Origin of the sequence: Shewanella sp. NFH-SH190041, from assembly GCF_024363255.1 — a bacterium.
Taxonomy (GTDB): domain Bacteria; phylum Pseudomonadota; class Gammaproteobacteria; order Enterobacterales; family Shewanellaceae; genus Shewanella.
Genome location: NZ_AP026070.1, coordinates 1,605,360 through 1,617,962 on the forward strand (window position 1 = coordinate 1,605,360; position 12,603 = coordinate 1,617,962).

The 12,603-nt window shown below is 43.3% G+C and carries 9 protein-coding genes and 1 pseudogene; 9 read left to right on the plus strand and 1 reads right to left on the minus strand.

What is annotated here, in order from left to right; translation table 11 throughout:
* Positions 1 to 79 precede the first annotated feature (79 nt).
* The 7 genes from NFHSH190041_RS07070 to ndk all read left to right on the plus strand — a co-directional run bounded on the left by NFHSH190041_RS07070 (position 80) and on the right by ndk (position 5,607).
* Positions 80 to 1,294 carry an IscS subfamily cysteine desulfurase gene (locus tag NFHSH190041_RS07070; RefSeq protein WP_261924551.1) on the plus strand — a complete coding sequence of 405 codons (1,215 nt, stop codon included), beginning with the start codon at positions 80 to 82 and terminating at the stop codon, positions 1,292 to 1,294.
* 33 nt (positions 1,295 to 1,327) lie between these two features.
* Complete coding sequence (gene iscU / locus NFHSH190041_RS07075; RefSeq protein ID WP_261924552.1) at positions 1,328 to 1,711, plus strand: Fe-S cluster assembly scaffold IscU; 384 nt, start codon at positions 1,328 to 1,330, stop codon at positions 1,709 to 1,711.
* Positions 1,712 to 1,721: 10 nt separating this feature from the next.
* Positions 1,722 to 2,045 (plus strand): iron-sulfur cluster assembly protein IscA, encoded by a 324-nt coding sequence (iscA, locus tag NFHSH190041_RS07080; protein ID WP_261924553.1) that lies wholly within the window; start codon positions 1,722 to 1,724, stop codon positions 2,043 to 2,045.
* A gap of 14 nt (positions 2,046 to 2,059) precedes the next feature.
* Complete coding sequence (hscB, locus tag NFHSH190041_RS07085; protein WP_261924554.1) at positions 2,060 to 2,584, plus strand: co-chaperone HscB; 525 nt, start codon at positions 2,060 to 2,062, stop codon at positions 2,582 to 2,584.
* 70 nt (positions 2,585 to 2,654) lie between these two features.
* A complete protein-coding gene (hscA, locus tag NFHSH190041_RS07090) occupies positions 2,655 to 4,517 on the plus strand; it encodes a Fe-S protein assembly chaperone HscA (protein WP_261924555.1) in 1,863 nt (620 codons plus the stop codon).
* A gap of 10 nt (positions 4,518 to 4,527) precedes the next feature.
* Complete coding sequence (fdx, locus tag NFHSH190041_RS07095) at positions 4,528 to 4,863, plus strand: ISC system 2Fe-2S type ferredoxin (protein ID WP_261924556.1); 336 nt, start codon at positions 4,528 to 4,530, stop codon at positions 4,861 to 4,863.
* A gap of 312 nt (positions 4,864 to 5,175) precedes the next feature.
* Positions 5,176 to 5,607, plus strand: coding sequence for a nucleoside-diphosphate kinase (gene ndk, locus NFHSH190041_RS07100; RefSeq protein ID WP_261924557.1), 432 nt, complete (start codon positions 5,176 to 5,178; stop codon positions 5,605 to 5,607).
* Positions 5,608 to 5,689: 82 nt separating this feature from the next.
* On the opposite strand, the pseudogene NFHSH190041_RS07105 reads toward ndk, so the two are convergent.
* Positions 5,690 to 6,061, minus strand: a pseudogene (locus NFHSH190041_RS07105) (alpha/beta hydrolase family protein); the annotation flags it as partial.
* Positions 6,062 to 6,609: 548 nt separating this feature from the next.
* Between NFHSH190041_RS07105 and NFHSH190041_RS07110 the strand changes: the two are divergent.
* Entirely contained in the window at positions 6,610 to 9,276 is a 2,667-nt protein-coding gene (locus tag NFHSH190041_RS07110) for a TonB-dependent receptor plug domain-containing protein (protein WP_261924558.1), read from the plus strand.
* A gap of 372 nt (positions 9,277 to 9,648) precedes the next feature.
* Positions 9,649 to 12,498, plus strand: a complete 2,850-nt coding sequence (locus NFHSH190041_RS07115) for a TonB-dependent receptor domain-containing protein (RefSeq protein ID WP_261924559.1) — start codon at positions 9,649 to 9,651, stop codon at positions 12,496 to 12,498.
* Positions 12,499 to 12,603: the final 105 nt, after the last annotated feature.

Consider the following 12,603-nt stretch of genomic DNA (forward strand, 5'->3'; position numbering starts at 1 on the left):
CTGGGCTATTGAATAGAATTTTAATGAGTACGTTGTCGGCATTACCAATAATGCGGTATTGCCAAGTACGGAGTGTGTGATGAAGCTTCCTATTTATTTAGATTATTCAGCAACAACTCCTGTTGACCCTCGGGTCGCAGAGAAAATGGTTCAGTATCTGACAATGGACGGCGTTTTCGGTAACCCCGCTTCCCGTTCTCATCGTTATGGCTGGCAGGCTGAAGAGGCCGTTGATAATGCCCGCGCTCAGGTGGCTGATCTGATCAATGCTGATCATCGTGAAATTGTGTTCACCTCTGGTGCAACTGAATCAGATAACCTGGCAATTAAAGGTGTGGCGCATTTCTATCAGAAGAAAGGTAAGCACATTATTACCAGTAAGACTGAGCACAAAGCTGTGCTTGATACCTGCCGTCAATTGGAGCGGGAAGGATTTGAAGTCACTTATCTGGAGCCTGCAGAAAATGGCATTATTCCGATGGAACGCCTTGAGGCGGCTATGCGGGATGACACCATTTTGTTGACCCTGATGCATGTGAACAATGAAATCGGTGTGGTTCATGATATCGATGCTATCGGTGAGCTGTGCCGTAGTAAAGGCATTGTTTTCCATGTGGACGCTGCTCAAAGTGCCGGTAAACTGCCAATCGATGTACAGAAAACAAAAGTGGATCTGATCTCGATTTCTGGTCACAAAATGTATGGTCCAAAAGGTATTGGTGCCCTGTACGTTCGCCGTAAACCACGTATTCGTCTGGAAGCACAGATGCACGGTGGTGGGCATGAGCGTGGTATGCGCAGCGGTACTTTACCGACCCACCAAATTGTTGGCTTGGGTGAGGCTGCAGCTTTGGCTAAGGCCGAAATGGAATCTGATAATGAACGTATCCGTTTCCTGCGTGACAAGCTGTGGAATGGTATTAAGAGTATTGAAGAGACTTACGTCAACGGTGATATGGAACAGCGTTACTGCGGTAACCTGAACGTCAGCTTCAACTATGTTGAAGGTGAGTCACTGATGATGGCATTAAAAGACTTGGCAGTATCTTCCGGTTCTGCCTGTACTTCAGCCAGCTTAGAGCCCAGCTATGTGCTGCGTGCACTGGGGCTGAATGATGAAATGGCACACAGTTCAATCCGCTTCTCTATTGGTCGTTTTACCACAGAAGAAGAGATTGATTACGCCGTTGAGACCATCAAGGATTCGATTGGCAAGCTCAGAGAAATGTCTCCTTTGTGGGAGATGTTCAAAGATGGTGTGGATCTGAGCAAAGTGCAGTGGGCACATCACTAATCCCGAGCACATAACGAGAATTGGAGCAGTATCATGGCTTACAGTGAAAAAGTAATTGACCATTATGAGAACCCTCGCAATGTGGGTTCTTTCGACAAAAATGATCCATCCGTTGTGACCGGTATGGTTGGGGCACCAGCTTGTGGTGACGTGATGAAATTGCAATTGAAAATCAATGATTCCGGTATCATTGAAGATGCAAAATTCAAAACGTATGGTTGTGGCAGTGCTATCGCATCAAGCTCTTTGGTGACTGAGTGGGTCAAAGGTAAGAGCATTGAGGAAGCGGCTGCAATTAAAAATACTGATATCGCGGAAGAATTGGCTTTGCCTCCAGTGAAAATTCACTGTTCAATTCTGGCAGAAGATGCGATTAAGGCCGCATTGGACGACTATAAGTCCAAGCAGGCGGAGTAACGGAGTCCCTATGGCAATTACAATGACACCGGCAGCAGTAGAGCGGGTGAAGTCATTTTTAGCCAATCGGGGAAAAGGTCTGGGCTTACGCCTAGGCCTTAAAACATCCGGTTGTAGCGGTATGGCTTATGTGCTTGAGTTTGTAGATGAGCTCAATGAGGATGACGAAATCTATGAAATCGATGGTGTAAATATCATCATTGATGCCAAAAGTTTTATTTACCTGCAGGGAATAGAGCTGGATTTTGTCAAAGAAGGCCTCAATGAAGGCTTTAAATTTAACAACCCTAACGCAAAAGGCGAATGTGGTTGCGGTGAAAGTTTCACCGTATAAACCTGCGTGGATGTATGAACTACTTCGAGTTATTTGATTTACCCCTTTCCTTTAAACTCGATACAGGCCTGTTGTCAGACCGTTATCGGGAACTGCAACGTGCAGTACATCCAGATAAATTTGCCGGTGGTAGCGAGCAGGAAGTCTTGCTCGCTGTGCAAAAAGCCGCGCAGATTAATGACGGCTATCAAACGTTGAAACAGCCATTACGTCGGGCTGAGCATATGTTAGCTCTGCGTGGGCTCGATATCAGCGGTGAAACTGCCACGGTAAAAGACACTGCATTTTTAATGCAGCAAATGGAGTGGCGGGAGGCATTGGAAGATATTGGCCATAGCCAGCAGCCTGAAGTGTTGATTGATGAACTTCACAGCTCTTTTTCTGCTTATGAGAAAGTGATGTTTGCTAATTTGGCTGAATTATTACTTTCTACCTCAGAGCCGGATGCATTAAAGGCTGCAGATGATATCCGTAAGCTCAAGTTTATGGCAAAGTTACAGGACGAACTGGCCCGGGCAGAAGATGCCCTGTTTGAATAGGCCGGTGTAACGGTATTTTATTTTCTTTGGCTCAATTTTTATTGGGCCAAATTTTTAAGAGTTAATCATTATGGCCCTATTGCAGATTGCTGAGCCCGGACAGAGTGCCGCGCCGCATCAACACCGACTGGCCGTAGGTATCGATTTGGGCACTACCAATTCGTTGGTAGCTGCTGTGCGTAGTGGTGAAGCTAGCACACTTGCCGATACTCAGGGTCGCCATTCCTTACCTTCTATCGTGTTTTATGGTGATGACACTATTGAAACCGGTTATCAAGCCGCCGCGCATTCAGCGCAGGATCCTGCCAATACCATTATTTCTGTAAAACGCTTTATGGGGCGCAGCTTAGCGGATATTCAATCTGGCAGTCAGCAACATGCTTATCACTTTACTGCCAGTGAGAATGGATTACCCCTGTTTAATACCCGTCAAGGTCCAGTAAACCCTGTGCAGGTGAGCAGTGAAATTTTGCGGCCGTTGATCCAGCGAGCTGAAGCCACTTTGGGCGGTCAGTTGGAAGGCGTGGTTATCACGGTACCAGCATATTTTGATGATGCTCAGCGGCAAGGCACCAAAGATGCGGCCAGTTTGTTGGGACTGAAAGTGTTACGTCTACTCAACGAACCGACTGCCGCGGCCATTGCCTACGGGTTGGATTCTCAACAGGAAGGGGTCATTGCGGTTTATGATCTCGGTGGCGGGACATTTGATATCTCTATTTTGCGTTTGAATAAAGGCGTATTTGAGGTATTGGCTACGGGCGGTGACTCTGCACTGGGCGGTGATGATTTTGACCATCTGCTGCAGCAATTTTTCATTGCGCAGTGGCAATTAAAAGAGCTAACGCCACAACTCAGTCGTCAATTGCTGATCGAAGCGCGGCGAGTGAAAGAGGCGTTAACCCAGGCAAGCTCTACCCAAGCGACTATCACTCTGGCTGATGGTCAAATGCTGGAGATTGAGGTTAGTAAAAGTCAGTTTGATCAATTGATCCAGCCTTTAGTGCGCAAAACGATTGCGGCTTGCCGTCGTTCACTGCGGGATGCTGGAATTGATACCGATGAAGTACTTCAGACTGTGATGGTCGGTGGTTCTACCCGGGTACCGCTGGTGCGTGAGCAAGTGGCACAATTCTTTGGTAAAGCCCCACTGACGGATATTGATCCGGATAAAGTGGTTGCGATTGGTGCCGCGATTCAGGCTGATATTTTGGTTGGTAATAAACCAGAATCAGATTTGCTGCTGTTGGATGTATTGCCATTATCACTGGGTATTGAAACCATGGGGGGACTCGTTGAGAAAATTGTGTCCCGCAATACGACCATTCCCGTGGCCAGAGCACAAGAGTTTACCACTTTTAAAGATGGGCAAACGGCAATGGCATTTCATGTGGTACAGGGCGAACGTGAGTTAGTTGACGATTGCCGTTCGCTGGCGCGTTTTATTCTAAAAGATATTCCGCCTATGGCTGCGGGAGCTGCACATATCCGTGTGACATTCCAAGTTGATGCTGATGGCCTGTTGAGTGTTGAAGCCATGGAAAAATCTTCCGGGGTGAAAGCCAGTATTCAGGTTAAGCCATCTTTTGGCCTGTCTGAAACTGAGATTGCCACCATGCTAAAAGACTCCATGAAGAATGCGAAGGATGATATCAGTCGTCGGATGCTGGCTGAGCAGCAGGTTGAAGCTGCCCGGGTCTTGGAGTCGCTACACTCTGCATTGGCGAAAGACGGAGCGTTATTAACCTCTCAAGAACGTGATGACATTCAATCGGCGATGGAACAACTTAGCCAATTAGCTGGTGCAGATGATGCCGATGCGATAACCAAAGCGATTGAAGCGCTTGATAGTCAAACTCAAGCATTTGCCGAAAAACGTATGGATAACTCTATTCGTCAGGCCCTGACCGGCCAGTCGGTAGATCAGATATAGGTGTGAAGTTATGCCAAAATTAGTTTTTTTACCCAATGAAGAGCTGTGTCCTGAAGGGGCAGTGGTAGAAGCGGAAGTGGGTGAAACCATTCTGGATGTTGCCCTGCGTAACGGGATTAATATTGAACATGCCTGTGAAAAATCTTGCGCGTGTACCACTTGTCATTGCATTGTACGTGAAGGTTTTGATGAGCTTGAGCCCAGTGATGAACTGGAAGATGACATGCTGGATAAGGCTTGGGGATTAGAGCCGGAAAGTCGTTTGTCCTGTCAGGCTAAAGTCGTTGACTGTGATTTGGTTATTGATATTCCAAAATATACTGTGAATATGGTTAGCGAAGGCTAACTCTTATTTCGCTGGCAAAGCCCCGGTAAGGTATCTTGCCGGGGCTTTTTTTATCTTTTGAAATGCCAACTGGGCGCAGAGTAAAACGCCGAAGTTATAATTAGGCAGGCATTTGACAGATGTTGTTATTAGGAAATTGTGATTGATATCGTAGTTTAGATGAGGCTAATATTTGTGATCTATCTCATTTTTGGCTCAGGCAGCCATGTGACACTGGTCACATAAAATTGAGTTATAAGGATGGGCTTTGATGAGTAAATTTCGTATAATTCGCGCGAAATTTTTACTCGCTGACAAAGGAAGCTTGTTACTATGGCGATCGAACGTACTTTTTCCATTATTAAGCCAGACGCAGTTGCTAAGAACCACATTGGTGCTATCTACAACCGTTTTGAAACTGCTGGTCTGAAAATCATTGCATCCAAGATGGTTCATCTGTCAAAAGAGCAGGCTGAAGGCTTCTATGCAGAGCATAGTGAACGCCCATTCTTTGGTGCTCTGGTTGCCTTTATGACTTCTGGCCCAATCATGGTACAGGTGTTGGAAGGCGAAAATGCAGTCATGGCTAACCGTGAAATTATGGGGGCGACTAACCCTGCAGAAGCCGCTCGCGGTACTATCCGTTCTGATTTTGCGAACAGCATTGATGAAAATGCGGTACATGGTTCTGATGCTTTGGCTTCAGCTGAGCGTGAGATTGCTTACTTCTTCAGTACTGAAGAGCTGTGTCCTCGTACCCGTTAAGATAAAATCGGATACGTAGAAGAAATAAACCCGACGTAAGTCGGGTTTATTGTTTTTATTGACAGATTGTGAGTGTTATCGCTTAGTCATCAAGGTAATTTGACAGAAATGCCAGCATCTCTCTATACATTTCAGAGATATTGTCTTCATCATAGAAACCATGCCCTTCATTTTGTTTCCACAGCCATTTAGGGGGATTACCTGATTTTATCAGTGCATCTCGCATCAGATTGGCATGTTCATAATGTGCTTGTAGATCACGACTACCATGAATAAGAAAGACACCAGTTTTGATTTTATCGGCCTGATGTGCTGGGGAAATGGCATGTAATTTACGAGTATCGTTGCTAATGGCATTTTTCAGAAATTCTTTGCCCCAATCTATCCGCTCTGCCACATTCCCAGTATCGAACATTAACGGCATATCGTATACACCGACATAGCCAATAGCGCATTGGTATAAATCAGACTATTCGACGATATTTATTAATAATATAAATAAGTGATTTATTAAATAAATGGCGTTATTACGGGTCAGATGTGACTTTTTGAGGTGTCAATTAGTGAATACGGAGGAGTAACTCCGCAAATTGCCATTGTATATTTTTAGCTACAGTATGCTGTGCTGTTTTTGATTATTGATGAGTTTTTAATGTTAACTCTATCGACAACTTGCCTTTACAGTGATCATTATCACAATTACGCGAAAGAGATTGAACTGATTGAATAAATTTTAATGCTGTTTTGTTGCAATTTTGTATTGATACAATCTGAATCAATAATGGTACTAGGGTGCATTATTGGATAATTGTTATTTTTTGAAAAATTAAAAATTCTATTTATGTAAACAAAAAATAAACAACGACGCTTAAATGACAACAAAAAGGGATATTGATATTGTCCATGTTACTGATAAGTTTCTTTCTAAGAGGTTTGATTACTAAAAATAAGCTTGTGTGAATGCCTCTTTCTCATGCAGGCAAATTATAAAGGAAAGATATTATGTCAAAGCAGACTGCAGTTGCTAAAGCCGTGCGTTTTAGCTTGTTTGCATTCGTTTCATCAGCCGTATCCGGCACTGTTATTGCCGAAGATACAGCGGTTGCTGGAGAGAAGGTTGAGCGCATTGAAGTAACAGGGTCACGTATTCAGCGTACAGACATGGAGACCTCTTCTCCTGTTACGGTTATTGATCGGGCTGAAATTGATGCTTCGGGGGTTGCGACATTATCAGATTTTGTTCGTAATCTGGCCTCAAACAGTTTTGGTTCATTTCGTGATGCTTCCGGTTTTGGTTCTGGTCAGTCTTCACAGTCTACTGTGAGTCTGCGTGGTCTTGGGGCAAACCGTACTCTGGTATTGATTGACGGCCGTCGGATGGGTACGTCCGTAGCCTTTGGTGGCGGTACTCAAAACCTGAACGTAATACCAATGGCGGCGGTAGAGCGCGTTGAAGTACTGCGTGACGGCGCGTCAGCAGTGTACGGCTCGGATGCCGTTGCGGGTGTAATCAACATCATCACTAAAAAAGAGTATGAAGGCGTAGATATCGAAGCTGAACAGGGCATAACCCAGCACGGCGGCGGTGATAATACCAACGTCCGCATGACTTTTGGTAGCGTAGGTGAGAGGACCAACATTGTTGCATCAGTAGAGTATTTCAATCGTGGTGCACTGTATGACGAGCAGCGTGATTTCAGCAACTACTTACCAAGTTCTTATGGTTGGCCAGGCTCTGGCACATACAATGAAGTGACTCTGGATGACAAAGGTGAGAAAGTTTACACCGCCAAAGCCTTTGCCAACGAGAAGATGTGTGTTGATGCCAATGGTATTTGGCAGGAAGATCCAAAAACCGGTAATGCTTTCTGTAAATACAATGCAGCTGGTGACTCTGCTACCATGGCTGCTCAAGAGCGCTTCTCCAGCTTCGTTAAAGTTGACCATGAGTTTAACGACGATTTGAAGTGGACCAACCGTTTGATGATGACTCGTGTATGGACTGAGGGTCAGTATGCGGGTACACCAAACAGTGCAGATCCTGTGTTGCGTAGAACTGATGCTAACAAAGACGTCTACGATGCTACTATCGCGGCATTGGGCAGTGAGCATCAGTGGATCAAAGAGCAGGCCGCAGATGGTAAGTACACAAATATCGACCTGTTAATGCGTACCACGCCTCTAGGGCCTCGTGTAACGTCAGTGGAAGATACAGACATCAACTTCCTGACTGCTCTGGAAGGTTATTCTGAATTGATGGGTGGTATGACTTGGGATGTCGGTGCTCAGTGGATCCGTTCAGATGTATCTACTGTTCAAACCGGTACTGCCAACTCGGCCATTATACAGGATCTGTTGGACAGTGGTGAGTTGGACTTTTTCGGTGCAGGCCCTAACTATAAACCGGGTCAGAATGAAACTGCCATTCAGAAAGCGGCACACACAGCCGTATTTACCGGTCGTGTTCAAACCTATGGTATTGACGGTGGTGTGAGCTTCGATATGTTCGATGTGCCAGCTGGCACAGTGCCTATCGCGCTGGGTATGGAGTGGAATCGCACTGAATATGAAAAGCTGAGCGATGCTGCGTCCAATCTGGGTGATGTAATTGGTAGTTCAGGTGGTGATATCATCCAGGGCAAGAGCCGCGAGGTATTCTCCGCTTCTGCTGAAACTCTGATCCCGATTTTTGACGGTCTGGATTTTGAAGCTTCTGCACGTTTTGATGATTACAGCGACTTTGGCTCGACCTTTAACCCTAAGTTAGGTCTGAGCTACCGTCCGGTTGATTCTCTGTTAGTTCGTGTATCTTGGGGAACTGGCTTCCGTGCACCAACCTTCGATGATCTGTACGCTCAAGGCTCACTGACTAACCTGTGGGCAATTGACAAGGTAAGCGGTAACACCACTCAAGAGCAGTATCCTGCATATTACATGGGTAACGAAAATCTGGAGCCAGAGGAGTCTGAATCTCTCTCTATCGGTGCCGTATGGAATGTGACGGATGCATTCGATTTGGAATTGTCTTACTACGATATTCAGATTGATGACGTGATCACTACCATGACAAGCCAGGACATCTTCGATATGGAACTGGAACTGGGCGCTGACGCGGTGAAAGATTGGTTGTTCCGTAAAGAAGATGGGTCTGTAGATTACCTGTTGCTGCCAAAGATGAACCTGGGTGAAATGAATACCTCCGGTATCGACTTGAATGCTAATTACTTGTTAGAAACTGGTGTTGGTGAGTTCCGTTTCCGCGTTGAAACTAACTATGTGATTACTTGGGAAGAGAAGAAGGGGCCTGATTCTCCAATGGAAGATATCGTAGGCGAACTGGGTAGCCCACAATATCGTATCAATCTGAGCACAACTTGGACTCAGGACGAGTGGGATGCTTCTTTGTTTGCCCGTTATACAGCAAGTCAGGAAGAGACTTATCTGGATAAGGATAAGAACGAACAAATCGCCCGTACTGATGGTCAGTGGATCCTTGATGCACAGGTCGGTTATCATTTAGCATGGAATGCAAAAATTGATTTTGGTATCAGAAACTTACTAGATGAAGAGCCGCCATTAAATGATTATTTAGGATTCCCTGGATATGATACATATCTGTATGATCCAATCGGACGCGAATATTACCTGCGTTACAATCAAAAGTTCTAAATTGAGTATATATTGAATTAAAGCTGGTCATATTATGTGGCCAGCTTTTTTTATACATGTAATAAATCACGAAATCGCAGAAATAGTGATGAGTTTCGAAGATATTACCGATACAAACTACATAGAATGTTATTGATTAATTAAGAAAGTGTGTAAGTAAATTTATTCTTATAACTTATCTGTTGTTGTTAATATTCGTATCTAACTGAAAAATATAAATATATTTTGATTCTAATATTTAAGCTGGCTTGCTGTGTAAATTGGATTGACTGTTTGTACCGCTATTAACAATATGTTAATGACATCGCTAACCCGTTGTTTATAAAAATATAACAATATTTCCAAGTTAATAGGTTGGAATGGGAGAATGGAATGAGTTCATTAACAAAAATATCACAAGCAATTCGATTATCACTCTGTGCTACTGCTGGTATGGCAATTGTTTTTTCTGATGTCAGCGTTGCAGAAGAAGTCGGTGATAAGGTAGAGCGAATTGAAGTAACAGGTTCTCGTATTGTGCGAGAGGGCGCTATAGCGCCAACACCTGTAACCGTCATTACTGGAGATGATTTATTAAAAACGGGTGCTGTGAATATTGCGGAAGCACTTAATGAATTACCTCAATTAGCTAATACAGATACTTTAGGAAATTCTGGCACCAGCATAGGGACAGCAGGATTAAATCGACTTGATTTGCGTGGTATGGGGACAAATAGAACCTTAGTATTGGTCGATGGTAAGCGGCATGTTGCTGCGGTACCTGGTTCTGCCGCGATGGATATCAATACGATTCCAACAGAGTGGGTTGAAAGTGTTGAAATTATTACTGGTGGCGCATCTGCTATTTATGGTGCTGACGCTGTAACTGGGGTTGTGAACTTTAAATTAAAGCAGAGAATTAATGGTTTTAATGCTTCAGCTAGTAGCGGCTGGGCTGAAGACAGTGGATATAATAATCAGCGCGCAAGCTTGTCCTATGGTAGCGATTTTGATGATGGCCGTGGTAATGCGGCAGTTTCTGTTGAGTATGCTAAGCAATCTAATTTAGGCATGATGGAACGGGAGCAGACAGCAACATCTTGGACGCGATTTAGAAATCCCACTGGTGAAACAATTTATGAATATGTTCCTAATGGTGGCCATTACCGGATCAGTAATGGTGGGACAACTAATATCGGTGGTACTTGGTATACCTTTAATGACAATGGTAGCGTGCGGGAAGTGAACAAAGGCGATAAGTATAATGGAGCTTATTGCGCTGGTGATTGTGATTATATTAATTTAAAGCAATGGGAAGAGTTGCAACCAGAATTTGATCGACTCACTGTTAATTTTAAAGCTAATTATGATTTGACTGATGACCTTAATGGTTATTTTGAAGCAAAATATTCTCAAACTGATGCGACTACATCAGGTCAGCCTGCATTTTTCTTCTTTAATGGTAAGAGTACTCTTAAACGGGATAATGCTTTTATCAGTGATGAATTGGGCGCAATAATGGATGCGGCTGGTGAAGATACGATTCAAGTTAATCGATTTATGACGGATATGGGGCCCAGAATTGAGGATGATACCCGTAAAACACAACGTTATGTTTTTGGCATAAAAGGGGATGTTTTTGATGGTTGGGATCTAGATGGTTATGCGTTATGGGGGCAGACCAAACATGAACGAACAAATCATAACAATCTGATCTTCAAAAACTTTATGCAATCTATTGATGCCATTAAAGATGATAATGGTAATATCGTTTGTCGCGATGAAGACGCAAGAGCTAATGGATGTGTAGCGACTAATTTATTTGGTAATGGTAGCGTCTCTGCTGCAGCCAGAGATTATATTAGTAAGACCACTTATGGTGAGTCGACAATAGAACAATTTGTCTCTGGTTTTTCAATGGCTAACTCTAGTTTAATTGAATTACCTGCAGGTTATATTGGTGTTGCAACAGGGATTGAATATCGGCATGAAAAAAGTGATACCTATGAGGACCCCAGTTTAGTGGATGAAAATGGGGATAGAACAACATTTTTTAATGCTCTATCGAGTGAAGGTGGAAAGTTTAATGTAAAAGAGGTATTTGCAGAAGTATCTGTTCCATTATTAGCTGATTTGCCTTTGATTCAACAATTGAATATCGATGGTGCAGTACGTTATGCCGATTATTCTTCTGTCGGTGATGCGACCAGTTGGAAGCTTGGATTGGATTGGGCGATGTTTGATGACTTACGCATTCGCTCTACTGTTGCAACAGCTATTCGAGCGCCAAATATTGGTGAATTATATGATGCGCAATCACAAAACTTTTTTAGAGTAAAAGACAGCTGTAAAGCTAGTCGGTTGGCAGATTTAGAACCTGGTCAGCGGGCAATTAGGGCCGCTAATTGTGCCGCTTTGGGTATCCCAGTTGATTTTGATGATGCTTACGATTCAGCGACGCTAGAGGGAACCTCTGGTGGTAATCCAGATTTGGAGTCTGAAAAGTCTAAATCCGTGACTGCTGGTTTTGTATATGAGCCTGGTTATCTAGATAATTTTGTGGTGATGCTGGACTATTGGAAAATAGAAATTGATGATGCTATCGGTAGTATTGCTGCGCAAGATATTATCGATAAGTGTGTTGACTCACCAACAGGAATTAATAATCAATATTGTGCTTTGATTACTCGTGATAAAGATAGTCACCAGATAACAGATATTACTCAGATTGTTCAGAATGTTGCAAAATCTGAAACATCCGGTATTGACTTACAAGTTGGCTATGATTTTCCAATAGCTTCTGGCGAGTTTAAAACAAATATTTTGGCCACTTATTTACTTGAAAGTAAGCGTTATCCATTTCAAGATGAGACATCTGTTTATGAAGAATATGCAGGTGTCGTTGGCGACGCAAAGTGGCAGGCTCAATTAAGAATAGCGTATGCAATTGATAATTGGAATTTTAACTGGAAAACAACGTATTTAGATCGGGTTGACTTATATACAGAGCAATTCCGTGATAATTATGATATCCCTTACTCTAATATTATGCAGTATGGTTCGTATGCTGTTACTGATATTTTAGGTACTTATACATTTAATAATGGCTTAGCTGTTGGGCTTGGTCTCGATAATGTCTTTGACCGAGATTTGCCAGCATTCGCGACCGGAAACGATAGCGGTGAAGGTGGTTATGATAATATTGGCCGTTTCTACTATATCACGCTTGACTTTAAAATGTAGTTAGTAATTTAATTGAAAATGCCGCTTTAGTAAGCGGCATTTTATTTAATTAATACTTTAAATTTTAACTCAGATTGTAATTCAACGATCAATTTTATTTTTATG

Excerpts from the sequence above, each read along its gene's own strand:
- fdx (WP_261924556.1), top strand. The coding sequence starts at position 4,528 with ATGCCAAAATTAGTTTTTTTACCCAATGAAGAGCTGTGTCCTGAAGGG.
- NFHSH190041_RS07070 (WP_261924551.1), top strand. The coding sequence starts at position 80 with ATGAAGCTTCCTATTTATTTAGATTATTCAGCAACAACTCCTGTTGAC.
- iscA (WP_261924553.1), top strand. The coding sequence starts at position 1,722 with ATGGCAATTACAATGACACCGGCAGCAGTAGAGCGGGTGAAGTCATTT.
- NFHSH190041_RS07115 (WP_261924559.1), top strand. The coding sequence starts at position 9,649 with ATGAGTTCATTAACAAAAATATCACAAGCAATTCGATTATCACTCTGT.
- hscB (WP_261924554.1), top strand. The coding sequence starts at position 2,060 with ATGAACTACTTCGAGTTATTTGATTTACCCCTTTCCTTTAAACTCGAT.
- iscU (WP_261924552.1), top strand. The coding sequence starts at position 1,328 with ATGGCTTACAGTGAAAAAGTAATTGACCATTATGAGAACCCTCGCAAT.
- ndk (WP_261924557.1), top strand. The coding sequence starts at position 5,176 with ATGGCGATCGAACGTACTTTTTCCATTATTAAGCCAGACGCAGTTGCT.
- NFHSH190041_RS07110 (WP_261924558.1), top strand. The coding sequence starts at position 6,610 with ATGTCAAAGCAGACTGCAGTTGCTAAAGCCGTGCGTTTTAGCTTGTTT.
- hscA (WP_261924555.1), top strand. The coding sequence starts at position 2,655 with ATGGCCCTATTGCAGATTGCTGAGCCCGGACAGAGTGCCGCGCCGCAT.